This window comes from Micromonospora sp. NPDC048835, from assembly GCF_040649995.1.
Classification (GTDB): Bacteria; Actinomycetota; Actinomycetes; order Mycobacteriales; family Micromonosporaceae; genus Micromonospora.
Window position 1 is genome coordinate 81,198 of the sequence record NZ_JBEZGM010000023.1, and the last position, 23,054, is coordinate 104,251.

At 71.5% G+C, this 23,054-nt stretch carries 21 protein-coding genes; 9 read left to right on the top strand and 12 right to left on the bottom strand.

The window, feature by feature from the left end:
- Positions 1–111: 111 nt before the first annotated feature.
- Together AB0C15_RS24735 and AB0C15_RS24740 are read right to left on the bottom strand one after the other, a co-directional pair.
- Entirely contained in the window at positions 112–1,041 is a 930-nt protein-coding gene (locus tag AB0C15_RS24735) for an ABC transporter substrate-binding protein (protein WP_357355622.1), read from the bottom strand.
- 353 nt (positions 1,042–1,394) lie between these two features.
- Positions 1,395–3,275 carry a M14 family metallopeptidase gene (locus AB0C15_RS24740; protein WP_357355624.1) on the bottom strand — a complete coding sequence of 627 codons (1,881 nt, stop codon included), beginning with the start codon at positions 3,273–3,275 and terminating at the stop codon, positions 1,395–1,397.
- Between the two features lie 210 nt (positions 3,276–3,485).
- On the opposite strand from AB0C15_RS24740, the gene AB0C15_RS24745 reads away from it, so the two are divergent.
- On the top strand, positions 3,486–4,823 hold the full coding sequence (locus tag AB0C15_RS24745; protein WP_357355626.1) for a C39 family peptidase: 1,338 nt from the start codon (positions 3,486–3,488) through the stop codon (positions 4,821–4,823).
- Between the two features lie 147 nt (positions 4,824–4,970).
- On the opposite strand, the gene AB0C15_RS24750 is transcribed toward AB0C15_RS24745, so the two are convergent.
- The 3 genes from AB0C15_RS24750 to mqnE form a co-directional block, all read right to left on the bottom strand.
- Complete coding sequence (locus AB0C15_RS24750) at positions 4,971–5,252, bottom strand: DUF4229 domain-containing protein (protein ID WP_357355666.1); 282 nt, start codon at positions 5,250–5,252, stop codon at positions 4,971–4,973.
- Between the two features lie 74 nt (positions 5,253–5,326).
- Positions 5,327–5,764: a hypothetical protein gene (locus tag AB0C15_RS24755; RefSeq protein WP_357355628.1), complete on the bottom strand. Its 438-nt coding sequence runs from the start codon at positions 5,762–5,764 to the stop codon at positions 5,327–5,329.
- A gap of 23 nt (positions 5,765–5,787) precedes the next feature.
- Positions 5,788–6,957, bottom strand: coding sequence for an aminofutalosine synthase MqnE (gene mqnE, locus AB0C15_RS24760; RefSeq protein ID WP_357355630.1), 1,170 nt, complete (start codon positions 6,955–6,957; stop codon positions 5,788–5,790).
- A gap of 239 nt (positions 6,958–7,196) precedes the next feature.
- On the opposite strand from mqnE, the gene AB0C15_RS24765 reads away from it, so the two are divergent.
- From AB0C15_RS24765 to AB0C15_RS24780, 4 genes are all read left to right on the top strand, one after another.
- A complete protein-coding gene (locus AB0C15_RS24765) occupies positions 7,197–8,780 on the top strand; it encodes an NlpC/P60 family protein (RefSeq protein ID WP_357355632.1) in 1,584 nt (527 codons plus the stop codon).
- 114 nt (positions 8,781–8,894) lie between these two features.
- Entirely contained in the window at positions 8,895–10,451 is a 1,557-nt protein-coding gene (locus tag AB0C15_RS24770) for a hypothetical protein (protein ID WP_357355634.1), read from the top strand.
- Between the two features lie 328 nt (positions 10,452–10,779).
- Entirely contained in the window at positions 10,780–12,633 is a 1,854-nt protein-coding gene (locus AB0C15_RS24775; protein WP_357355668.1) for a DEAD/DEAH box helicase, read from the top strand.
- Positions 12,634–12,726: 93 nt separating this feature from the next.
- Positions 12,727–13,356 carry a putative glycolipid-binding domain-containing protein gene (locus tag AB0C15_RS24780; RefSeq protein WP_357355636.1) on the top strand — a complete coding sequence of 210 codons (630 nt, stop codon included), beginning with the start codon at positions 12,727–12,729 and terminating at the stop codon, positions 13,354–13,356.
- Positions 13,357–13,420: 64 nt separating this feature from the next.
- On the opposite strand, the gene AB0C15_RS24785 is transcribed toward AB0C15_RS24780, so the two are convergent.
- From AB0C15_RS24785 to AB0C15_RS24795, 3 genes are read right to left on the bottom strand one after another with little or no spacing between them, the layout of a single operon-like run.
- Positions 13,421–14,512, bottom strand: coding sequence for a PLP-dependent cysteine synthase family protein (locus AB0C15_RS24785; protein ID WP_357355638.1), 1,092 nt, complete (start codon positions 14,510–14,512; stop codon positions 13,421–13,423).
- A gap of 22 nt (positions 14,513–14,534) precedes the next feature.
- Positions 14,535–15,362 carry an SDR family NAD(P)-dependent oxidoreductase gene (locus tag AB0C15_RS24790; RefSeq protein WP_357355640.1) on the bottom strand — a complete coding sequence of 276 codons (828 nt, stop codon included), beginning with the start codon at positions 15,360–15,362 and terminating at the stop codon, positions 14,535–14,537.
- Positions 15,363–15,412: 50 nt separating this feature from the next.
- The gene (locus tag AB0C15_RS24795) at positions 15,413–15,871 is read right to left on the bottom strand and encodes an Lrp/AsnC family transcriptional regulator (RefSeq protein WP_091395696.1); all 459 of its coding nucleotides are present in this window, start codon (positions 15,869–15,871) and stop codon (positions 15,413–15,415) included.
- Positions 15,872–16,141: 270 nt separating this feature from the next.
- Here AB0C15_RS24795 and AB0C15_RS24800 point away from each other — a divergent pair, with 270 nt between their 5' ends.
- A complete protein-coding gene (locus AB0C15_RS24800; RefSeq protein WP_007454516.1) occupies positions 16,142–16,408 on the top strand; it encodes a BldC family transcriptional regulator in 267 nt (88 codons plus the stop codon).
- 125 nt (positions 16,409–16,533) lie between these two features.
- Here AB0C15_RS24800 and AB0C15_RS24805 read toward each other — a convergent pair whose 3' ends face one another.
- On the bottom strand, positions 16,534–17,163 hold the full coding sequence (locus tag AB0C15_RS24805; RefSeq protein WP_357355642.1) for a UbiX family flavin prenyltransferase: 630 nt from the start codon (positions 17,161–17,163) through the stop codon (positions 16,534–16,536).
- A gap of 151 nt (positions 17,164–17,314) precedes the next feature.
- Here AB0C15_RS24805 and AB0C15_RS24810 point away from each other — a divergent pair, with 151 nt between their 5' ends.
- Positions 17,315–18,298 carry a terpene synthase gene (locus AB0C15_RS24810; RefSeq protein WP_357355644.1) on the top strand — a complete coding sequence of 328 codons (984 nt, stop codon included), beginning with the start codon at positions 17,315–17,317 and terminating at the stop codon, positions 18,296–18,298.
- Here the strand turns inward: AB0C15_RS24810 and mqnP are convergent.
- Positions 18,287–19,198, bottom strand: a complete 912-nt coding sequence (mqnP, locus tag AB0C15_RS24815; RefSeq protein WP_357355646.1) for a menaquinone biosynthesis prenyltransferase MqnP — start codon at positions 19,196–19,198, stop codon at positions 18,287–18,289. The two genes, AB0C15_RS24810 and mqnP, sit on opposite strands and share 12 nt — an antisense overlap.
- Entirely contained in the window at positions 19,198–20,658 is a 1,461-nt protein-coding gene (locus AB0C15_RS24820) for a menaquinone biosynthesis decarboxylase (RefSeq protein WP_357355648.1), read from the bottom strand. Before AB0C15_RS24820 ends, mqnP begins: the two co-directional genes overlap by 1 nt.
- Positions 20,659–20,898: 240 nt before the next feature.
- Here AB0C15_RS24820 and AB0C15_RS24825 point away from each other — a divergent pair, with 240 nt between their 5' ends.
- Positions 20,899–21,774 carry an alpha/beta hydrolase gene (locus tag AB0C15_RS24825; protein ID WP_357355650.1) on the top strand — a complete coding sequence of 292 codons (876 nt, stop codon included), beginning with the start codon at positions 20,899–20,901 and terminating at the stop codon, positions 21,772–21,774.
- 10 nt (positions 21,775–21,784) lie between these two features.
- On the opposite strand, the gene AB0C15_RS24830 is transcribed toward AB0C15_RS24825, so the two are convergent.
- Positions 21,785–22,339 carry a carboxymuconolactone decarboxylase family protein gene (locus tag AB0C15_RS24830; RefSeq protein ID WP_357355652.1) on the bottom strand — a complete coding sequence of 185 codons (555 nt, stop codon included), beginning with the start codon at positions 22,337–22,339 and terminating at the stop codon, positions 21,785–21,787.
- Between the two features lie 83 nt (positions 22,340–22,422).
- On the opposite strand from AB0C15_RS24830, the gene AB0C15_RS24835 reads away from it, so the two are divergent.
- On the top strand, positions 22,423–22,899 hold the full coding sequence (locus tag AB0C15_RS24835) for a MarR family winged helix-turn-helix transcriptional regulator (protein ID WP_357355654.1): 477 nt from the start codon (positions 22,423–22,425) through the stop codon (positions 22,897–22,899).
- The last annotated feature ends 155 nt before the right edge of the window (positions 22,900–23,054 follow it).

Here is a 23,054-nt window from a genome sequence, read left to right on the forward strand (position 1 = left end):
CGGGCCGCGGTGTGCGGCTCGGCCCGCTCGGTCGACTGCGGGGTTTCGGCCGGCCGGTCGGCCGGCGCCGGATCGGACATGTGTCGCGGCCCGGTCACCGACGGACGAGGGTCACGCGGGCACCTTGGCGACCGCGTCGATGATGACCCGGAGCAGGTCCACCACCCGCGGGCCCCAGCGGGAGGCGATGTCGTCGTCCAGGGCGACGACCTGGTTGTTCTTCACCGCGGTGAGCCCGGCCCAGCCGCTGCGGGCCTTGACCGTGTCGCCGCTCTGCTGGCAGCACTTGGCATCGGCCAGGAAGATGAAGTCCGGGTCGGCCTTGACGATGACCTCCTGGGACAGCTGCGGGTAGCCCGCGTTCTTGCCGTCCGCGTCGGCCGGGTCGGCGATGTTGGTCAGGCCGACCTGGCTGTAGAGCGAGCCGATGAAGGTCTTGCTGGTGGCGCTGTACAGCTCCGGGCCCAGCTCGTGGAAGTAGGTGAGCTTCTCGGCGCGCTGCGGCAGGTCCTTGACCAGCTTGGCGATGTCGTCCTTCATCCGGGTCACGACGTCGGTGGCCTGGTCGGCGTGCCCGGTCAGCGTGCCCAGCTCGGTGATCTGCCGGTACGAGTCGTCGAGCGTGGTCGCCGCCGGAGTCTGGTACACCGGGATCTTCAGCTTGCCGAGCTGGTCGACGATCTTGTTGCGGTCGTCGGAGAGCACCACGAGGTCGGGGTTCTTGCCGGCGATCGCCTCGGCGTTCGGCTGGAAGGCGGAGAGGTCGGTCTTGGGCGCGTCGGTCGGGTAGTTCGACTGGTCGTCGACGGCGGTCACCTGCGGGCCGGCACCGATCGCGAAGAGCATCTCGGTGGCGCTCGGCGACAGCACCACGATCTTCTCGGGACGCTTGTCGAGGGTGAGCGCGCCGACCGTGACCGGGTAGGCGGCGGCGGCCGTGCCGTTGCTCGGCTTGTCGGCGGCCTTCTCGGCGCAGGCGCCGAGGGCGAGCGCGGCGACCGCGAGGGACGCCGCGAAGAGCCGAGGGGTACGTCTGAACATGGGGCCTCCTGTCGGTCGAGGAGTGTGGTGCTTCGCCGACAGGGTCTTTCGTACGCCCGCCCACGAGGCGCCCTTCCTCGAGAGCGCGTTTCGCGACCGATCCGTAGGCGACCTGGCTCGTCCCCACCGTTGGGTGGGGCATCACAGTTGCGGGACAGCGCCGGGATGAGCACCGGCTTCGCTGCGGACTGGTCGCTAAGACGGTAGCGCACCGCCGGGACGTGCCGGATCGATCAAGGACCGATCAGCGCCGGTCGATTGCCGAGGGCGTGGCGCACGAGGGATATGTCCCGGATCTGGAGGCTCGGAGCGGGTGGTGGGGCCCCGTCGGGGCGGGACGGGGCCCCACCCGATCAGGAGGACGTGATGGTGACGTTGTCCACAGCCGCCTCCACCAGGCTGGCCCCGGACGCGTCCGCCGCTTCCACCAGGATGCGCACCGACTGGCCGGCGTACGGGGTCAGGTTGAGGTTGGCGACGGCCCAGCTCCCGTTGCGGTTGCTTGCCGCGCCGGCCTGGGTGAGCAGCGCCGTGGTGCCGCCGTTGTGCACCACGCTCACCCGCAGGTAGTCAGCCGACGAGGCGTTCGAGCCGTGCGCCAGGTACCAGGCGAGCGAGAGGGTGAGCGTGCCGGACGACGGCAGGGTCACCGCCGGGGACCGGGCGCTCGTCACGCCGCCGTCGACGTCGTAGTCACCGGCCGCCGATCCGGCCAGCCGGCCGGTGACCAGGTCGTTGGACCCGGCGTACGGGGTGAGCTGCTTGGCGCCGGAGGAGTTGGTCGCCTGCCCGGCGCCCCGCTCGAACGCGCCGACGGTTGCGGTGTCGGTGCCGGACGGGTTGATGGTCCAGCCGGTGGCCGTCTCGAAGGTGTCCGACCAGATCGTGGTGCCGCCACCCCCGCCGCAGTACTGCGCCTGCTTGCCGATGGCCCGGTACGGGCAGTCGGCGTACTCGCTGAGGATCAGCACCGCCTCCCGGTTGCGGGAGGTCTGCGCGCCGATCACCTCGTCGGGCGGGTAGAAACCGCCACCGCCGGACGAGCCGGGGTACATCTCGAAGGTGTACGCCCAGATGTTGTGGGTGGCCCACATCCAGTCGAGGCTGTCCCCGTCGGTGATGTAGAGGTCGCTCGACTGCTCCGGCGTGTAGTTGTTGGTGGCCGCCATCTGCTGTCCGATGGTGGCGAAGGTGTTGTACTGGTCCGCGTTCATCCCGGTCGCGGTGTTCGCCGTGGTGTAGCCGTACGGCCAGAGCACCAGCTCCGAGTACGTGTGGAAGTCGATGTTGGCCTTGATCTGCTGCACACCGCCGACCACCCGACCGTTGACGAAGTTGCGCAGCGCCTGCGTCTCGGGTGCGGAGAACGCCGACGGCCCCCGGTAGGTCTCCGACGAGGTGCTGCCGGACGACCCACCGCAGCAACCCCAGTTGTAGGACCAGTTGCGGTTCAGGTCGGTGCCGACGTTCGACGAGCCACTGTTGGGCTGCCGGTTCTTGCGCCAGGAGCGGTACGAGCCGGTGGCGATGTCGTGCTCGCTGCCGTCCGGGTTGACCGTCGGCACGATCCAGAGTTCCCGGCCGTTGACGATGTTGGTGATCCGGGAGTCACTGCCGTAGTTGTCGGTGAAGAGGTTGAGCAGGTAGATCGCCATCTCGACGGTCAGGTGCTCGCGGGCGTGCTGCTGGGAGTTGAACAGGATCTCCGGCTCGTTCTCGTCGGTGCCGACGTTGTCGGAGATCTTCACCGCCATCAGGTCGCGGCCCTCGTACGACGAACCGATGCTGATCTTGCGGGCGATGGCCGGGTGGTCGGCGACCACCTGGTTCACGACGGCGGTCAGTTCCGCGTAGTCGTGGTAGTTGGAGTCGGCCGGCGGGAATGCCTGCGTGCCGATCTCACCGGCACCGCGCTCGGCGTTCGGCGGCGGGGCGAGCGGTTCCAGCCGGAAGCCGAGCTTGCCGATCGCGGCGGCCTCGGCCGCGGTGGCCGAGATGTGCAGCACGCCGTGTTCGGAGTAGTCGATGGCGGCTCCGGTGCGGGCCACCGCGTTGCGGTCGGCGAGGGTCCGGGGCCCGAGCACCCGGTAGCCGGCGGCGGCGGCCGGCTCGGTGGCGCGGTCCGGTGCCGGTCGGGCGGCGACCGGACCGGCGGCGACGGTGACGATGCCCAGCCCGGTGACGACAGCGAGCACCAGGACACGGCGGAGGGGGTTGGGTGGGCGGAGGGCCATGGACTACCTCCTCGATGGGCGGGAGATCCCGCTCGGTGAAGCACACTTCACCATCTGTCACATGGTCATATCAATATTGATCGCTTTGTTTGCCATCCCAGGCGGATCATCACGGCGGCAATGATTTTCCACCTATCAACATCTGGCGAAACTTCCCTCCAAGCGGAAAACTGACCAGCGACGATGCCCCCTCGACACCGCGGAGCACCCATGGCCAGATCCCGCCTGCGCGCGGCCGCCCTCGCCGGCGTCACCACGCTCACCCTGCTCACCAGCGCCGCGCCCGCGCTGGCGGCACACCCGCCCGCTGCCACCCACGACGAGCAGATCACCTACCAGGACTGGTCCGGGCCCGCCGACTGGCACCGGGGCAGCCGGGCCGGCACCCGCGTCGTGCCCGGCGCCCGCGCGGGCGTCACCCTGGCCCGCCCGGCCGGCACCACGGAGTACGCCGACCCGCACACCGGCGCCACCCGCACCTGGGAGTACGGCACCTGGACCTCGCCGGTGACCCGGATCGGGTTCGACGCCACCGAGCTGATCGCCTCCTGGAACGCGGAGACCCCGGCCGGCACCTGGATCCAGGTGGAGATGCAGGGCAACTACACGAGCGGCGACCAGACCCCGTGGTACGTCCTGGGTCGCTGGGCGTCCGGCGACGCCGACATCAAGCGAACGAGCGTCGACCGGCAGGGCGACCCCTGGTCGTCGATCTGGACCGACCCGTTCAGCATCGACGACGCCGCAGCCGGGGTGCTGCTGCGGTCGTACCAGCTCAAGCTCACCCTCTACCGGGCACCCGGCCAGACCGCCGCGCCGGTGGTGCGGATGCTCGGCGCGATGAGCTCCACCGTGCCGGACCGGTTCAGCGTGCCGCCGAGCGCCGGGCACATCGCCTGGGGCGTCGAACTGCCGGTGCCGCGTTACTCGCAGAACGTGCACGCCGGGCACTACCCCGAGTACGACGGCGGCGGCGAGGCGTGGTGCTCACCCACCTCGACCGAAATGGTGGTCGAGTACTGGGGTCGCAAGCCGTCGGCGGCCGACACCTCCTGGGTGGACCCGACCTACCCCGACCCGACGGTCAACCACGCCGCCCGGATGACCTACGACTACGCGTACGACGGCGCGGGCAACTGGCCGTTCAACACCGCGTACGCGGCGAGCTTCCCCGGGCTGGAGGGTCGGGTGACCCGGCTGCACTCGCTTGACGAGCTGGAGCGTTTCATCGCCGCCGGCATCCCCGTCGTGACCAGCCAGTCCTTCCTCGCCAGCGAGCTGGACGGGGCGAACTACGGCACCTCCGGGCACCTCTTCGTGGTGATCGGCTTCACCGCCGACGGCGACGTGATCGTCAACGACCCCGCCTCGTCGAGCAACGACGTGGTGCGCAACGTCTACAAGCGTGCGCAGTTCGAGCAGATCTGGCTGCGGACCAAGCGCACAAACGCCAGCGGAGGCACCTCCGGCGGCTCCGGCGGCATCGCCTACCTGATCAAGCCCACCACAAAACCCTGGCCCAAGGCCCCCAACTCCACCACCTGGTAACCCCCCCCACCCCCCACCCCCCCCACGCCCCCCGCCCTCAGGCGGGTGATCAAGAGGTTTGCGTCACCGGAAGGGCCTTCCGTGACGCAAACCTCTTGATCAACGCGAGGGCTGGTCAGCGCGAGGGCTGGTCAGCGCGAGGGCTGGTCAGCGCGAGGGCTGGTCGGGGGTTTGGGTGGGGGGTTCGTCTTCGCCGGCCAGGGCGGAGCGGAGGCGTTCCTTCTCCGCGCGGCGGCGCTCGGTCGACTCGGCGATCTCCCCGGCCATCTCGTCCCGCCAGCCACGCAGCAGGAAGAAGGAGAGCGCGGCGGAGAACACCAACGCCAGCATCAGCTTCAGGAACACGTTCATGTCGACAAGCCAGAGGCCCGCCAGCACGGCGACGAACAGCCCGATCCGGCCCAGCGTGTACTTGAGCGCGGCGCTCACCTGCACCACTCCGTTCTCTCCGTCGCCCGCCACTGCCGGCGGAAGGATCGAGCCGCCCCGGTGGGCGGTCGCGGTCAGCCGGTCCGGCGGGCCAGCCAGCGGACGCCCGGGAACCAGAGGGCCGCGTACGCCACGGTGAACGCGCCCGCCGCCAACGCGCCGGAGAGCAGCGGCGGCAACCCCGCGCCCAGACCGGCGATCAGCAGCCCGGCGAACACCCCGACGGCAGCGGCGACCACCGCCGCCACCACCCGGGCCGCGCCGAACTCCCAGGCCCGGAAGTCGTCCCAGAACAGCCAGGCCGGCAGGATCACCGCCAGCCAACCATTCGTGTGCCCGAAGTCGCCGGCGCCCATCGAGGCGAACGCCCAGTCGAACAGCACCAACGCGAGCACGCCGATGACCAGGCCGGCCAGGCACACCCCGAGAAGGTCGCCCAGGGTACGGATGTGCCCGTCGGCGTCCCGGCGGGGAAACCCGCCCTGCTGCTCAGGTCCTCGTTGCTCGGTCATCGACTGCGAGGGTACGTGGTGGCTCAGGCCCAGACCTGCTGCGGCTCGGCGCGCCGCTGCGCCAGCGACGGCGCCTTGTCGTACTCCCGGACCACGTTGTAGCGGGTGTCCCGCTCGACGGGCTGGAAGCCGGCGTCCCAGATCAGGTGCAGCAGGTCGTCGCGGTGCATGGTGTTCGGGGTGCCGTACGAGTCGGCGTCGTGCGTGATCTTGTATTCGACGACGGAGCCGTCCAGGTCGTCCACGCCGAAGTTCAGCGAGAGCTGAGCCACCGACAGCCCGTGCATCACCCAGAAGTTCTTCAGGTGCGGCACGTTGTCGAAGAGCAGCCGGGAGACGGCGAACGTCTTCAGCGACTCGGCCGGCGAGGCCATCGTGGTGCGCGCCTGGATCCGGTTACGGATCTTGCCGTCCGCCGAGTCGACGAAGTCGTGCTGGTAGCGCAGCGGGATGAAGACCGCGAAGCCGCCTGTCTCGTCCTGCAACTCGCGCAGCCGCAGCACGTGGTCGACGCGGTGCCGGGGCTCCTCGATGTGCCCGTACAGCATGGTTGCCGGGGTCTTCATGCCCTTGCTGTGTGCCAGGGCGTGGATGCGCGACCAGTCCTCCCAGTGGCAGGCGTGGTCCACGATGTGCTGCCGGACCTCCCAGTCGAAGATCTCCGCGCCACCACCGGTCAGCGACTCCAGGCCGGCGTCCATCAGCTCGTCGAGGATCTCGTCGGCGCTCAGGCCGCTGATCTTCTCGAACCACTGCACCTCGGTGGCCGTGAAGCACTTGAGCTTGACGTTCGGCAGCGCCGCCTTCAGCTCGCGCAGCACCTTCGGGTAGTAACGCCAGGGCAGCGTCGGGTGCAGGCCGTTGACGATGTGCAGCTCGGTGAGCTGCTCGTCCTCCATCTCCTTGGCCTTGCGGACCGCCTCGTCGATGCGCATCGTGTACGCGTCCTTCTCGCCCGGCTTGCGCTGGAAGGAGCAGTACGCACAGGAGGCCGAACAGACATTCGTCAGGTTGAGGTGCCGGTTGACGTTGAACATCACCCGCTCACCGTTCAGCTCGGTGCGCTTGTGGTGGGCCAGCCGCCCCAGCCAGGTCAGGTCGTCGCTCTCGTAGAGGGCGATCCCGTCCTCGCGGGTCAGCCGCTCACCGGCGTACACCTTCGCTTCGAGCTCACGCTTGAGTCCGGCGTCCATGGCACGTCCCTTCCACCTGCGGTCCGGATCGAGCGTACGTCGCGACGCCGACGGTGCCGGCGGCACGGTCGCCGGCAGCGACCCACTTCACCAGACTCTCAGGCTCCCGTAACCCGACAACGCATCGACATGAGTGGCGAGGTGCGGTAGTAACAAGGTGGGGCGGAACACACACACTGGTACCGTCCCGGCGGTCGCGCCCACCGAGCGCGGCGACGAGCAGTCGGACGGGGAGCGGAATGGTCTACAGCGGGCGCGGGCGACGGATGCGACGACGGAGCCCGGTGATCTCGCCGGTCCTGCGTCCGAAGCTCTGGGCCGCCCTGCTCAGCGCGATCGCCGCAGCCGTGCTCGCCACCCCCGCGTACGCCGAGCCCGGCGTGCCGAGCACGGTGCCGGACACCGGCTCGCGACCGGCGGTCACCGGCTCGATCCAGCTCCCCGGCGGCCCTCCGGTCGCTGGCGTGCCCGCCCCGCCGGTGGTCAACATCGGCAACGGCCCGCTGGCCGCCGCGATCTCCGCTGGCGAGGTCCAGGTCGGCGCGCTCGGCGAGGCGTTACTGGTGAGCCGGCAGAAACGCGTCGACGCCCAGGCGCAGGTCACCACGGCCGGCAAGGCGCTGGCGACCGCGCAGGACGCCCTGCTGCGGGCCCAGCAGACGGCCGACACCGCAGCCGCCGAGGCCATCAAGGAAGCCGCCGCGCTGCCGCCGGGCGACCTCGCCCAGGACATCCGTGGTCTGAGCCGCCTCCAGCAGATCACCCGCGGCGAGAAGGTCGACGGCGGCACCACAGGCGTGGCCGGGGAGCTGTCCCGTGCCCGTGCCGGTGAGCAGGCCGCGTACCAGGCGCACACCCAGGCCAAGGAGCTGCTCGCCGCCGCCGAGACCGAGTTCACCACCGGTGAGACGGCGCTTCGTACCGCCGAGGCGAGCCTGCTCAAGCTGCGCCGCGACAACGCCGCCGCGCTGATCGAGATCGAACGGCAGCAGGAGGCCGCCGAGCAGCAGGTCGGCGCCGGCTACGTCTCCAACCAGAACATCAGCGGCATGGCCGCGCACCCCCGGGCACTCGCCGCCGTCCGTTACGCGCTCGCCCAACTCGGCGACCCGTACAAGTGGTCCGAGGAGGGGCCGGACGAGTTCGACTGCTCCGGGCTGATGTGGGCGGCGTACCGGTCCCCCGGTGCCGACTACTTCGACCTGCCCCGGGTCTCCCGCGACCAGTACGCCGCCACCCGTGGCCGTACCGTTCCGCAGAGCGCGCTGCTCCCCGGCGACCTGCTCTTCTTCGCCTCGGGCAGCAGCTGGACGACGATCCACCACGTCGGCATGTACATCGGCAACGGCAAGATGGTGCAGGCGCCCACCACCGGCGACGTCGTCAAGATCTCGGTCGTCCGCTGGACCCGGCTGTACGCCGCCACCCGGGTGATCGGCGCGGTGCCGGCGCCGGTCGTGACCAACCCGACCCCGCCCGTTTCGACCCCGAAGCCGCCGCCCACGCCGACGCCGACGCCGACGAAGACCACCAAGCCGACGCCCACGCCGACGCCCACGCAGACCACCAAGCCCACGCCGACGCCCACGCCGACGAAGACCACCACGCCGACGCCGACGCCGACGCTGACGACCAGCCCGACGCCCACGCCGACCAAGAGCGGCACGCCGAAGCCGACGGACGGCCCGAGCAACACCCCGACGACGCTGCCCCCGGCGCCGACCAACGCGCCGGGCAGCATGTCTCCGACGACCACGCCGAAGGCCAGCACCAGCGCGACGGGCAGTGGCAGCGCGACGGGCAGCCCCAGCACCGCGGGCTGATCCGCCACGACCGACTCCGGCTGTCCGCTCGGGAAGATCTGTGGCACCGTGACAACCAGGCACATCCGGCTCGACGTCACGGGTCCGGGTGCGAGCATGGCGCGGAGGGCGGAAATGGCCGAGCAGAGAGATCCGGCGGAGACTGTCGACCCCGTGGTCGACCAGGCCGGCCCACCAGGGCCGGACACCGCCGACCCGGTGGCCACCAACGACACCGGCCCGGCAGACGCCAGCCCGGCGGCCTCCAGCCCGGCCGACACCGGCTCCGCTGACGGCGACGCCCGCCCGTCGGGCACCGACTCCGCACTGGTTGTCGCGAACGCCTCGACCGACGTCGACGACGTACCCGCCCCCGACGACGACGTAGCAGCCGGCGACGACGCTCCCGCCGGTGTCGACGCCGCATCCCACGACAGGGCCGCGGACGTTTCCGGGACCTCCGTCGGGACGTCGGCCGCTGTCGACGCCGGTCCGGGCCCGGCCGCCGCACCGGTACGCGCACGCGCGAGCGTGGTGACCGCCGGGGCTCTCCGCAGCGACCTGCCGGCAAGCACCCCGGTCACCGCGACCACCTACCGTGCGAAAGGCACGACCAGCCCAGCCGACGTGTCGTTGCCGGGGCAGCGGAACGACTCGCCCGCACCGGCCCGGGCCAGCGCCACGGTGCCGAGCAGCAGCCGCAGCACGGCCGCTGCCCTGGGCACCCCGAACCTTCCCGAGAGCACACCCGGGGTCTACCGAGCTGCTCCGGTAGCAACCGAGCCGACCCAGTCCTCGACTCCGGAGCCGGAGCCCACGCCACCCGGTCCCGGGCCGACCGAGCCGCCGCCAGCGGAACCGGAGCCCGCACCGGCCCCGGGTCCGTACCCGCCCGGTCCGACGCCGACGCCGGGCCCCCGACCCACGCCGCCGCCCGGTCCGGTCCCGCCCGTTCCGGGGCCGCCCAGCCCACCGCCCTCACCGGTGCCGCCGATGCCCGGTCCGCCGTCGCCACCCGTGCCGAGCCCGCCGCTGCCACCGCCCGGTCCGCCGGTGCCGGCACCACCGGCTCCGCCCGGCCCGATGCCGGCACCGCCGTTTCCGCCGCCGCCGGCGATGACCGACCCGCCAGGGGTACGGGCCACCGCTTCGGTCTCCGCACCGCCGGCCGGGTGGCCGTCCGCCCCCGGGGCGACCCGCCCGACATCCGCCCCCGGATGGACCGGAACGGCCGCCGCCGCACCGCCGGTGGTGCCCGCGCCCGCCCTGCCGAGCTGGCCGCCGTCCACCACCGGGACTGCGTCGTCGACCCGGAACAGCAGCGGGGACTCCCGAACGACCGCGCCGCCGAGCAACCCGGGCGGTGGTTTCGCCGGACGGGAATCGGCCGGAGCCCGCGGTGGACGACACGATGGCACCTCCGACCTGGCCGGCACCGTCTACGGCGACGGCGAGGGGGTCGGCTTCACCACGATCGCGATTCCCGCCAACGCGGTGGAGACGTCCGGCTCGTTGACCGGGCACATCCTGGCCCAGGGTTGGTCGGACACGACGGCCGAACGGTCCAGTAACGCCCGGGTGATGATCGTCCTGGCCGCTGCCCTGGGGCTGCTGGTGGCGATCAGCGTCGTGGTCGTCCTGCTGGCCGGTGACGCCCTGGACGGTCTGGTGGGCAGCGTGCTCAAGGGGTGAGTCGGCGATGGTGAGTCCGCCCACTACCCTCGGTCAACCGACTGGCGGCTGCGGCGGACCGCCGTACACTGGTTGGGATCACTGACCCGGCGCGCGTGGTGCGTGCCCCTGGGCGATCTTGCGGGCGATCCGGCGGTAAAGCCGCGGCGGGCCATCGCGAAGATGCGCCCCGCTCGAAAGGTTTTTTTTGACCACCTCTGCTGACCCCAGCACCGTTTCGTCCGTTTTCAACTCAGTCTCCGCGACCGATGTCGCGCGGGAGCAGCTCGACGTCGTCCCCGGCGAGGCCGGCACCGAGCAGGTCGAGCCGACGGAGACCGTCGAGCCGATCACCTTCGCCTCCCTCGGCCTGCCCGAGCCGGTGGTCCGCGCGCTTGCGCAGCAGGGCATCACCAGCCCGTTCGAGATCCAGCGGGCCACCGTTCCGGACGCACTCGCCGGTCGCGACGTGCTGGGCCGCGGGCAGACCGGGTCGGGCAAGACGCTCGCCTTCGGCCTGCCGGTGATCGCCCGGCTGTCCAACCGCAACCGGGCCCGGCCGATGCGCCCGCGCGCCCTGATCCTGGTGCCCACCCGCGAGCTGGCCATGCAGGTCAACGACGCGCTGGTGCCGTTGGGCAAGGCCGTCGGCATCTTCCTCAAGACCGCCGTCGGCGGTGTTCCGTACGACCGCCAGATCGACGCGCTGCGCCGTGGCGTGGAGATCATCGTGGCCACCCCGGGCCGGCTCGGCGACCTGATCGAGCGGGGCATCTGCCAGCTCGACGACGTCGAGGTCACGGTGCTCGACGAGGCTGACCAGATGGCCGACATGGGCTTCCTGCCCGAGGTGACCGAACTGCTGGCGAAGACTCCCGCGGACGGTCAGCGGCTGCTCTTCTCGGCCACTCTGGACGGTGACGTCGACGCGTTGGTCAAGCGGTTCATGAACGACCCGGTCACCCACTCCACCGCGCCGTCCACCGCCTCGGTGTCCACCATGGACCACCACATGCTGTTGATCCCGCCGCACGAGAAGTTCCCGGTGGCGGCCTCGATCGCCGCCCGGGACGGCCGGACGATGGTCTTCGCCCGTACCCAGCTCGGGGTGGACCGGCTGGTCGAGCAGCTCGCGGCCGTCGGCGTACGCGCCGGTGGTCTGCACGGCGGTAAGACCCAGCGGATGCGTACCAAGACGCTCGCCGAGTTCCGTGAGGGCCGGATGAACGTGCTCGTCGCCACGGACGTGGCGGCCCGGGGCATCCACGTCGACGGGGTCACCCTGGTGCTGCACGTCGACCCGCCGAAGGACCCCAAGGACTACCTGCACCGCGCGGGACGTACCGCCCGGGCCGGCGAGTCGGGCGCGGTCGCCACGCTGGTGCTGCCGAAGCAGCGCCGCACCACCCTGGCGATGATGGAGAAGGCCGGCGTCGCGCCGGCCGAGACCCGGGTCCGGGTCGGCGACGCGGCGTTGGCCGAGCTGGTCGGCGCACGCGAGCCCAGTGGCGTCCCGGTCCGCGTCGAGGCGGAGCCGCGGGGCTACGGCGACCGCTCCGGCGGCCCGCGCCGGTTCGACGACCGCTCCGGTGGCCCTCGTCGGTTCGGTGACCGCACCGGGGGCGAGCGCCGCTTCGGCGACCGGCCCCAGGGCGACCGGCGCTACGGCGACCGGCCCCAGGGTGAGCGCCGCTACGGCGACCGGCCCGAGGGCGAGCGCCGCTACGGCGACCGTCCGCAGGGCGACCGGCAGTACGGCGACCGCCCCCAGGGCGAGCGCCGCTACGGCGACCGTCCGCAAGGCGACCGGCAGTACGGCGACCGCCCGACCGGCGAGCGCCGCTACGGCGACCGCCCCCAGGGCGACCGGCAGTACGGCGACCGCCCGCAAGGTGACCGGCAGTACGGCGACCGCCCGCAGGGCGAGCGGCGTTACGGCGACCGGCCCACCGGCGAGCGGCGTTACGCCGATCGGGACACCCGGGGTTACGGCGACCGGCCGCAGGGCGAGCGCCGGTTCGGCGACCGGCCGCAGTTCGGCGACCGGGACGGCCGACCGAGCGGTGAGCGGCGCTTCGGCGACCGCGACGCTCGGGGTGGTTTCCGCTCGGAGAGCCGGGGCCGCGACGACCGGCCCCGCGACGACCGCCCGCGTGACGACCGGCGCGGTTTCGGCGGGCGACCGCCGGCGCGTACCCACTGATTGATCCACCGAACGCCGTCGCGAAGCCTGGGCTTCGCGGCGGCGTTCGCGCATGTCCTGCCGATGTCGACACGGTCGCGTAACGTCCGCCTCATGCCGACCATGCCGAAGACGATCTTCTGGTCCCGGACGGACACCGCCGGCAGCGAGCAGGTGCTGCTCGACGACGGCCGCGGGTTGGCGGCCCGGGGCACCCTGCTCGCCGTGGACCCGATCCCGTGGACCGCCCGCTACCAACTGAGCACCACGCCGGACTGGGCCACCACCCGGGTAGAGGTCGAGGCCGAGGGTCTCGGCTGGCTGCGCCGGGTGACCCTGGAGCGGGCCGCCGGCCGGTGGCGGGTGACCACCGCCGAGCAGGGCGACCTGGACGCGGCCCTGGTCGCGGCCGGTCACCCCCGGGCCGGTCTGCCCGGGACCGACGACCCGGACCGGCTGGCCGACGCGTTCGACGTCGACCTGAGTGGCTCACCGCTGTTCAACACCCTGCCGGTCCACCGGCTCGGGATTCCGGCCGAGCCGGCCGACGTGGCACACCGGATCACCGTCGCCTGGGTGCTGCTGCCCGGCCTGGAGGTGGTGCCGGCCGAGCAGGTCTACACCGGGCTCGGGCCTGGTCGGGTGCGCTTCGCCAGCGGCACCTTCAGCGCCGACATCGATCTGGACGACAGCGGCTACGTGGTGCGTTACCCCGGGCTGGCCGAACGGATCGACCCACGCTGACCGGCGCTCAGACGGGCCGAGCCCCGCTGACCGCCTGAGGCGGCCAGGCCCGGCCGACCCGCGCTCAGACGGGCCAGGCCCCGCTGGCCAGGAAGCGGTCGATCGTGGCCAGGTGCGGGGTCAGGTCGAGGCCCTGGGCGGCCACCCAGTCGTCGGCGTAGTAGGTGTCGGCGTACCTGTCGCCCGGGTCGCAGATCAGGGTGACCACCGAACCGGTCCGACGCTCGGCGAGCATCGCCGCGATCAGGCCGAACGCACCCCACAGGTTGGTGCCGGTGGACCCGCCCACCCGGCGGCCGAGCAGCGCCGAGCCGGCGCGCATGGCGGCGAGCGACGCCGCGTCCGGCACCTGGACCATCCGGTCCACCACCGAGGGCACGAACGACGCCTCCACGGTGGGACGGCCGATCCCCTCGATGCGGGAGCCCTTGCCGGTCCGCACCGACCAGTCGGCCGCCTGCCAGGCCGGGTAGAACGCGGAGTTCTCCGGGTCGACCACGCAGAGCTTCGTGGCTAGCCGGCGGTACCTGGCGTACCGGCCGATTGTCGCGCTGGTGCCGCCGGTGCCGGCGCCCACCACCACCCAGGCCGGGATGGGGTGCCGCTCCAGCTCCAACTGCGCGTAGATCGACTCGGCGATGTTGTTGTTGCCCCGCCAGTCGGTCGCCCGCTCGGCGTAGGTGAACTGGTCCATGAAGTGCCCGCCGGAGTCCTCGGCGAGCCACCGGGCCTCGACCACCACACCTGCCGGGTCGTCGACCAGATGGCAGCGGCCGCCCTGGAACTCGATCTGCGCGATCTTCTCCGGCGAGGTGGAAGCGGGCATCACCGCGATGAACGGCAGGCCGAGCATCCGGGCGAAGTACGCCTCGGAGACCGCGGTGGAACCCGACGACGCCTCGACGATCGTGGTGCGCGGCCCGATCCAGCCGTTGCAGAGCCCGTAGAGGAACAGCGAGCGGGCCAGTCGGTGCTTCAGCGAGCCGGTGGGGTGCGACGACTCGTCCTTGAGGTAGAGGTCGATCCCCCACTGCCGGGGCAGCGGGAACGGCAACAGGTGGGTGTCGGCCGACCGGTTCGCGTCCGCCTCGACGGCGGCGATCGCCTCGGTCACCCAGGTCCGGCCGGCCTCGTCGCACCTGTCGAGATGAGTCACGTTCGAGAACCTAGCAAGCAGGTCAGCGTTGGTCAGCGCCGGTCCGACGGCGTTGGCGGCGCTGACCTGCCCGGCCGGCGGCGCGGACGAGCGGGGTGAGCGCGACGGCCAACCTGGGTAGCGCGTCCAACAGCCGCACCTGCGCTCCCCGCCAGCGGGGCAGGCTGACCACCGGACGTGGCCGACGGGCCAGCCGGACCGCCCGGGCCGCCACCCGCTGCGCGGTGAGCATCGACCCGGTGAACGAGGACACCGCCCCCGGATCGTCCAGCCGGTCGTGCAGCATCGGGGTCCAGATGCCGTCCGGGCAGAGACAGGAGACGTGCACCCGCCGGTATCCGGCCATCCGCAGGTCGGACAGGGTGCCCAGGCTGAACGCCAGCAGGGCGTGCTTGCTCGCCGCGTACACCGTCTCGCCGGGTGCGGCGACGAGCCCGGCCAGCGAGACGACGTTGAGCACGTGGCCGTGGCCCTGCGTACGCATCAGGGTGAGCGCGGCGAGGGTGCCGTTGACGGCCCCGAGGGTGTTCACGTCGAACACCCGACGGCGGGTCGTCGCGTCGTGCTCCCACGACGCCCCGGTGACCAGGATGCCTGCGTTGTTGACCCAGAGGGCGAGGTCGCCCCGGCTCGCCGCCTGCGCGGCGACGGCCGCGCAGGCGTCCTCGTCCCGGACGTCCAGGGCTGCCGACCAACCGCCGAGCGGCGCCGCGGCGGTCCGCACCGCCGCCGGGTCGAGGTCGGTGAGCAGCACCGACCAGCCGTCGGCGTGCAGCGCGGTCGCGATGGCACGGCCCAGGCCGCCGGCAGCGCCGGTCACGACGGCCACGGGACGCACCGGCGGGGTCATCGGCGCACGCTACCGCCGGCCGCCCGGGCGACACCGGGGGTACGCGGCCGTCAGGCCGCCGGCGGGCCCACCGGCTGGGGGCGGTTCTCCCACTTCGTGGAGAGCGCGATGGCCGTCCGGGTGGAGGCGACGCCGGGCGTCCGGTTCAACCGCACGATCAACTGCTCCAGCTCGGCGATCGTGCCGACCCGCGCCTTGAGGAGGAAGGATTCCACGCCGGCCATGAAGTAGCAGGACTCGATCTCGGGCAGCACCCGCAGTGACTCGAGCATGTCGTCGCTGTCGGCGCCGGAGTCCTCGACGATGCCGATCAGCGCGGTGACGCCCAACCCGATCGACTCCGGCGCCACGTCCGCCCGGTAGCCCCGGACCACCCCGCTGCTCTCCAGCTTTCCGACCCGCTCGTGCACGGCCGGGGCCGAGAGGCCCACCTGCCGGGCCAGCTCGGCGTACGAGAGGCGCGCGTTGCCGCGCAGCAGGTCGACGAGGCTCAGATCGATGGCATCCACAGGGAGTGACCCTAACTGCTCAGGCGTAACGTGAGACCCTCGGCACCCGTTGGACTGAGCGGTGAGTCACTGTTCGCAAACCGCCGGTCAGGGCTGAGGTAGCACCAGTAACATTACTAACTCCTCACTCAGTGCATTTTTCGCGTTTGGGCGGACAGGCCATGTCCCCGGTGCTGTAATTGCCATACGTCCCTCATGACGGCTCTGGGCTACGCACCAGCCGGGGGCAGTGTGTTCAGCCGGGGGCTTCGTCGACGCGAGGAGGGGGCTGTGGACACTGGAGATCGCCTGCTGACACCGGGTGAGGTCGCCGCGCTGTTTCGGGTAGACCCGAAAACTGTGACGAGATGGGCGGCGGCCGGCCGGATAGGAAGCATCCGGACTCCAGGCGGGCATCGCCGGTTTCGGGAATCCGAGGTGCGAGCCCTGCTTGAGGGGGAGGGCATGCTTGACGAGGTGGATGAGGTCGGAAAGCCACGAAATGTGGGGCCGGCCGCGTCCACCGGGCCGGGTCCGGCCAACGCCGGCATGTACTGAACTGGTGCGGACAACGCCACGCGGACCGGACACCAGTCCGGTCCGCGTCCCGCTTCGGCCAACCGCCGGGCGGCAGCAGCACACGTGCTGAGCCGACCAACGGGCCTCAGCACGCGCGGACGGGCTCAGTCGCGCGCGGCGCCGAGCTGGCCGGACCACCGCCGGAACAGGGTGTGCGGGACACCCAGTGCGTCAAGCACCTTGCCGGCGACGAAGTCGACCAACTGTTGGGCGCTGGCCGCCGCCCCGGCACCGTAGAAGCCGGGGCTGGCCGGCAGCACGACCGCGCCCGCGTCGTGCAGCGCGATGAGGTGCTCCAGGTGGCTGCGGGTCACCGGAGTCTCCCGGGGGACCATCACCACGGGGCGGCGCTCCTTGAGGTTGACCTCGGCAGCGCGCTGCAACAGGTCCTTGGACAGCCCGATCGCGACGCCCGCGCAGGCTGCCGTGCTGGCCGGGACCACTGCCATCCCGCGTACCCGGTAGGAGCCGCTGCTCGGCCCGGCGGCCAGGTCACCTGCGGGCCAGTGCCGCACGTCCGCCGCGGCCAGGTCCCGGTCGAGCCACGCGGCGAGGTCCTCGGCCCAGTGCCCGTCCCGGAAGGGTCGGCCGGTCTCGTCGAGCACGGTGAGTCGCGCCGCCCGGGAGACGATGAGGTCCACCGGCTCGCCCGCGTCGAGCAGTCCGCCGATGACGGCCGCCGCGTACGGCGTACCGGAGGCACCGGAGACGCCGATCACCCATGGTTCCCGCATGCCCCCAGCCTGCCTGGTCCAGGCGGTCGGCGGATGGGCACCCCCGGGGATGATCCGATCCGACATCGTCCGCGGGTAGCTGCGCATCCGACCGTCCTGAGATGCTGCCGCTGGTGACCCGCACCGGAACGATCTCGTAGGGGAGGCATCGGTGACGACCGGCGAGATCCTCCGGACGCTGCGCGCCGAATGTCCGATCCCGCCGCGGCTCTCGCCGCACGCCGACCGTGTGCAGGACTGGTTGCTCGGTCTGCTGCCCGAGCTTGGCCTCCGAAGTGACGACGCCACGCTGCGCCGGCTGTCCCGGGGAGCGTTCGCCCGCTACGCCGGTCGGCTCTACCCGGACGCGACCGAGGCCGACCTGCGGGTAGTGGCCACGCTGTTCACCTGGTTCTTCCTTGTCGACGACGCCTGTGACGGGTCGGACCGGTTGGCCCCGGAGCAGATCCGGGCACTGCGCGACGGCACGCTCACGTTGCTGCGCGACGGCACCCGGCTACGGCACACCGGGCTGACCGGCCCGCTGCGGCGACTGCTGGTACTGGCCTGGCGGGAGCCCCGCCGCCGGATGCCGGCCCGGTGGCGGCAGCGTTTCGCCGACGCGGTGGCCCGACACCTCGACGGCACCTGGCAGGAGGCCGCGAACAAGGAGGCCGGCCGCTGTCTAAGCGTCGACGAGTACGTCGAGCTGCGTCGGTCGACGTCGGCGGCGGAGGTGTCGTACCCGCTCGTGGAGTTCGTCAGCGGCCGGGCGCTGCCCGACCCCGTCTACCGCCACCCCCTGCTGCGTCAGATCGCCCGCACCGGCAACGACCTGCTCTCCTGGTACAACGACCTGGGCTCGATCGAACAGGACCGGGTGACCGCCGGTGGGCACAACCTGGTCCTCGCCATCGAGGCCGAGCTGGCCGTGTCGGAGGCCGAGGCGGTCGAACGGGCGGCCGAGCACTGGCGGGCGGCGATGCGACGCTTCGTCGCGCTGCGCGCCGCGGTGCCGTCGTTCGGCCCGGCGTTGGACGAGGCGGTCGCCGACCACCTCGACGGGATCGCGTACGCCGTGCGCGGGACCGTCGACTGGACCTTCGAGAGCGCCCGCTACCCCGTCAGCGCCACCCCGCCAGCCTCATGCCCGTAGGCCGAGCCGGATCGCCAGGTCGAGCAGGGCGAAGAGGAACAGCGCGATGCCGACGAACCCGTTGGCGGTGAAGAACGCCCGATTGACCTTGCTGAGGTCGGTGGGGGTGACCACCAGGTGCTGGTAACCGAACGCCACGGCGGTCAACGCCAGCCCGATCCACCAGAGCCAGCCGAGACCGATCAACGCACCGAACCAGATGAACAGCGCGAAGGTCACCACGTGCGCGACCGTGGAGGCGTGCAGCGCGAAGCGCCTGCCGTACCGGGCGGGCACGCTGTGCACACCGATCTCCCGGTCGATCTCGGAGTCCTGGCAGGCGTAGATCAGGTCGAACCCGCCGATCCACAGCCCGACCGCCGCGCCGAGCAGCCAGGCCGGCCCGGAGCCGTTCAGGGTGCCGGTGACCGCCAGCCAGGCCCCGACCGGGCCGACCGCCTGGGCGACGCCGAGGATGGCGTGCGGCCAGTTGGTGAACCGCTTGGCGTAGGGGTAGACGACGAGCGGCACCACGGCGAGCGGCGCGAGCAGCAGGCAGAGCGGGTTGAGCAGGGCGGCAGCGACGAGGAAGACCACGAGCGCGACGGCCGCGCCGGTCCAGGCCGTCCGCACGCTCACCGCTCCGGTGACCAGCTCGCGACCGGCGGTACGCGGATTCCGCGCGTCGATCTGGCGGTCGATGATCCGGTTGGCGGCCATCGCGAACGTCCGTGCACCGACCATCGCGACGGTGATCAGCAACAGGTCGAGCCACCGGACCCGCCCGCCGTCGAGCTGCATCGCGGCCAGCGCCGAGAGGAACGCGAACGGCAGCGCGAACACGGAGTGCTCGACGGCGACGAGCTTCAGGAAGGATCTGGTCCGGCCCGGCTTCGCCGCCGGTGCTTCGAGGACGGCCATCAGATTCCGTACTCCTTCCAGCGCTTGTCGACCAGGGCGGTGACCTCGGGGGCCATGCTCATCTCCTCCGGCCAACCGCGGGTGTAGCCCTCGGTGGGCAGCTTGCGGGTCGCGTCGACGCCCGCCTTGCCGCCCCAGAACTGCTGGTACGACGAGTGGTCGAGGTGGTCCACCGGACCCTCGGTGAGCAGCAGGTCCCGCGCGTAGTCGACGTTGCCGAAGGCACGGAACGCGACCTCGTTGTAGTCGTGCACGTCGCAGTCCTCGTCGACGATCACGATCAGCTTGGTCAGCGACATCAGGTGCGCGCCCCAGATCGCGTTCATCACCTTCTGCGCGTGCTTCGGGTAGCGCTTGCGGATGGAGACGATCGCGCAGTTGTGGAACACCCCGGCGGCCGGCAGGTCGTAGTCGACGATGTCCGGGATCATCAGCTTGAGCAGCGGCTGGAAGATCCGCTCGGTGGCCTTGCCGAGGCCGTGGTCCTCCTGCGGCGGCTTCGAGGTGACGATCGAGTGGTAGACCGGCTTGCGCTGCATGGTCATCGCCTCGATGTGCAGCACGGGGAACGGCTCGACCGGGGTGTAGAAGCCGGTGTGGTCACCGAACGGCCCCTCGGGCAGCCGCTCACCGGGCTCCAGGTAGCCCTCGAGCACGATCTGCGCGTGCGCCGGCACCTGCAACGGGACGGTGAGGCAGTCGACCATCTCCACCCGTTCGCCACGCAGGAACCCGGCGAACAGGTACTCGTCGATGTCGCTCGGCAGTGGCGCGCTCGCCGCGTACGACACGACCGGGTCGCAGCCGATCGCGACCGCGACCGGCAGGCGCTGCCCGAGCCGCTCGGCGACCGCGTGGTGGGCGGTCGAGTCCTTGTGGATCTGCCAGTGCATGCCAAGGGTGTTGCGGCCGTGCTGCTGGAGCCGGTACAGGCCGAGGTTGCGCTTGCCGGTCTCCGGGTGCTTGGTGTGGGTGAGCCCGTAGTTGTGGAAGATCCCGCCGTCGTCGGGCCAGACCTGCAACCCCGGCAGCCGGTTGAGGTCGACGTCGTCACCCCGGTAGACGACCTCCTGGCAGGGGGCGGTCTTCACCTTGCGCGGGGGCACCGACTTGAGCTGCATGACCTTGCCGAGGCCCTCCCGGATGCCCGACCAGCCGACCGGCAACTCCGGCTTGATCAGCGCGCCGATCCGGGCGCCGACCTCGTCGAGCGAGTCGACGCCGAGGGCCATCGCCATCCGCTTCTCGGTGCCGAACAGGTTGATCGCCACCGGCATCTCACCCCGGGTCGGCCGCTCGAAGAGCAGCGCCGGGCCGCCGGCCCGCACGGTGCGGGTGACCACCTCGCTGATCTCCAGGGTGGGGTCGACCGGGACGTCGATCCGGCGCAACTCCCCCGCGCGCTCCAGCGCCGCGAGGAAGTCCTTGAGATCGGTGTACGGGAAGCCACGAGCAGCCATGTCGCCAAGTCTCCCGCACCGGCTCCCGGACGACCCCAGCCGGGTGCTGTGACGCTCGCTTCTAGATCAACTCGGGTTCCATGAAGTCGCGGTGTTCCGGGCCTCCGGACACCGCGACTTCAAGGAAGGCGAGTTGATCAACCAGCAGGACCGGCACCTCGCGGGCATGGCGGCCGGTTGAGCGGGTAGCCGGGCAGGCGGCAGAGGACGCGCGCGGGCGGGCAGCGGACGGGGGCGGCTATGGGCGGGGAGCGGGTTCCGGCGGGGTTCACCGAGCAACGGGCGCGGGTCGGCCAGATCAGCATGAACTACGTCCGTGGCGGCGCCGGCCCGCCACTGGTGCTGCTGCACGGGTACCCGCAGTGCTGGTACATGTGGCGGCACCTGCTGCCCGAGCTGGGGCGCTCCTTCGACGTGGTCGCACCGGACCTGCGCGGCTTCGGGGGCAGCGACGCCCCGGATGGCGGGTATGACAAGAAGACGGTCGCCGCCGACCTGCACGGACTACTCGACCAACTCGGTCTGGTCAGTGACCTTCGGTTGGTCGGGCACGACCTCGGGACCATGGTGGCGTACGCGTACGCCGCCGCCCATCCGCAGCGGGTGAGTCGGCTAGTGCTCAGCGAAGCGCCGATCCCCGACGAGAGCATCTACACGTTCCCCGCGCTCACCTCGGCCGGGCCCGGGGTGTGGAACTTCGGTTACTTCTCCATCGGCAACGGGCTTCCGGAAGAGCTGGTCAACGGGCGGGAGTCGCTCTGGGTGGACCGGTTCACCGACGCGCTGATGGTGCGCAAGGGCAGCATCGCCGCGCCGGACATCGAGGAGTTCGCCGGCCATCTGCGCGACCCGGCGCATCTGCGGGCCAGCTTCGCCTACTTCCGGGCGTTCGAGCAGGACATCGCGGACAACGCGGCGTACCGCGCCACGAAGCTGACGATGCCGGTGCTGGCCGTCGGGGCGGCGGCCAGCCTCGGCGGGCAGATCGCCGAGCAGGTCCGCCGGTACGCCGACACGGTCCGCGGCGAGGTGATCGGGGACTGCGGGCACTGGCTCTACGAGGAGCGCCCGGACCAGATGCTCGCCCTGCTGCGTGATTTCCTCCAGGCGGGCTGAGCAGGGGCTGTCAGACGGTGGGCGACCAGGCGTGGGCGGCCAGCGGCGGGTCGAGCGGTGCGCGGGTAAGCCGGTTGGCGAAGGTGGACATTGTGTAGGCACCGACGCCGAGCACCACGTCCAGCGCGTGCCGGGGCTGGTAGCCGGCGGCCAGGAAGTCGTCCATCTCGTCGTCGGGCACCGCGCCCCGGTTGTCGAGCACGGCCAGCGTGAAGCGGCGCAGCGCCTCCAGGCGCGGGTCGGGCAGCACCGAGCCTGCACGCAGCGCGGTGATCAGCTCGGGGGTCGCGCCGAGTCCGATGAGCTTGCCGGTGTGCAGGGCGACGCAGAAATGGCATTCATGACTGGTGGAGACCGTCAGGATGACCACCTCCCGGTCCAGCGGGGCAAGGTCGGTCTGCTCGAAGCCCGTGCTGGCGGTGAGGAAACCGCTGAGCAACTGCGGCGAGTCGGCCATCAGCGCCACCGGGGTGGGCAGCCAGCCGAACCGGCCGCGTACTCCCTCGATGGACCGACGGGCGGCGGCGGGTGCTGTCTCAGCGGTGTGGGCGGTGAAGACGGACATGGTTACCTGCTCTCCGGAGCCTGGTTCGGGGGACGGTACGATAGTCAACGTGGTTGACGAAATAGTAAACGTGGTTGTCGAACATGGCAACCGCTGATCCCGCGCGCCCCGGCTTCGCGCTGCCGCTGCTGCTGTTGGCCGGCTTCCGAACGCTGATCGACGACCTGCACGCCGAACTGGCCCGGGAGGGGCATCCGGAGCTGCGACCGCTGCACGGGTTCGTGCTCCAGGCCGTCGGTGCGGACGGCACCACCGCCACCGAGCTGGGCCAACGGCTGGGCATCTCCAAGCAGGCCGCGGGCAAGACGGTCGACCGGCTGGTCGCCGTCGGCTACCTGGAGCGGGTCGACGACCCCTCCGACGCCCGACGGCGACTGGTCCGGGTGACAGCGCGCGGCGCCGACGGGCTACGCCGCTCGGCCGAGATCTTCGACCGGCTGCGTGCACAGTGGGCGGACACGCTCGGCCCGGAACGGGTCACCGCGATGGAAGACGACCTCGGCACGATGGCCTCGGCCAACTGGTTCCGGCTCGACGTGCCCGGCTGGTTCGGCGGCTGACCGCGTGCGGCTGCGCGACAAGATCAACTCTGGTTGCAGGGAATCGCGGCCTCCTGGGCCGGCGGTTTCAAGCGGCGGTTGCAACCAGGTGTTTGTGGAGTACCTCGGCTGGATTCTGCCAGTCGAGGGTTTGGCGTGGCCGTGCGTTGAGTTCG

What these genes read in the sequence shown, in the direction of transcription:
- AB0C15_RS24735 (WP_357355622.1), bottom strand. Translation starts at nt 1,041, where the DNA reads ATGTTCAGACGTACCCCTCGGCTCTTCGCGGCGTCCCTCGCGGTCGCC.
- AB0C15_RS24740 (WP_357355624.1), bottom strand. Translation starts at nt 3,275, where the DNA reads ATGGCCCTCCGCCCACCCAACCCCCTCCGCCGTGTCCTGGTGCTCGCT.
- mqnE (WP_357355630.1), bottom strand. Translation starts at nt 6,957, where the DNA reads ATGGACGCCGGACTCAAGCGTGAGCTCGAAGCGAAGGTGTACGCCGGT.
- AB0C15_RS24830 (WP_357355652.1), bottom strand. Translation starts at nt 22,339, where the DNA reads ATGTCCGTCTTCACCGCCCACACCGCTGAGACAGCACCCGCCGCCGCC.
- AB0C15_RS24805 (WP_357355642.1), bottom strand. Translation starts at nt 17,163, where the DNA reads ATGCGGGAACCATGGGTGATCGGCGTCTCCGGTGCCTCCGGTACGCCG.
- AB0C15_RS24820 (WP_357355648.1), bottom strand. Translation starts at nt 20,658, where the DNA reads ATGGCTGCTCGTGGCTTCCCGTACACCGATCTCAAGGACTTCCTCGCG.
- AB0C15_RS24825 (WP_357355650.1), top strand. Translation starts at nt 20,899, where the DNA reads ATGGGCGGGGAGCGGGTTCCGGCGGGGTTCACCGAGCAACGGGCGCGG.
- AB0C15_RS24835 (WP_357355654.1), top strand. Translation starts at nt 22,423, where the DNA reads ATGGCAACCGCTGATCCCGCGCGCCCCGGCTTCGCGCTGCCGCTGCTG.
- AB0C15_RS24770 (WP_357355634.1), top strand. Translation starts at nt 8,895, where the DNA reads ATGGCCGAGCAGAGAGATCCGGCGGAGACTGTCGACCCCGTGGTCGAC.
- AB0C15_RS24790 (WP_357355640.1), bottom strand. Translation starts at nt 15,362, where the DNA reads ATGACCCCGCCGGTGCGTCCCGTGGCCGTCGTGACCGGCGCTGCCGGC.
- AB0C15_RS24755 (WP_357355628.1), bottom strand. Translation starts at nt 5,764, where the DNA reads ATGACCGAGCAACGAGGACCTGAGCAGCAGGGCGGGTTTCCCCGCCGG.
- mqnP (WP_357355646.1), bottom strand. Translation starts at nt 19,198, where the DNA reads ATGGCCGTCCTCGAAGCACCGGCGGCGAAGCCGGGCCGGACCAGATCC.
- AB0C15_RS24765 (WP_357355632.1), top strand. Translation starts at nt 7,197, where the DNA reads ATGGTCTACAGCGGGCGCGGGCGACGGATGCGACGACGGAGCCCGGTG.
- AB0C15_RS24745 (WP_357355626.1), top strand. Translation starts at nt 3,486, where the DNA reads ATGGCCAGATCCCGCCTGCGCGCGGCCGCCCTCGCCGGCGTCACCACG.
- AB0C15_RS24780 (WP_357355636.1), top strand. Translation starts at nt 12,727, where the DNA reads ATGCCGACCATGCCGAAGACGATCTTCTGGTCCCGGACGGACACCGCC.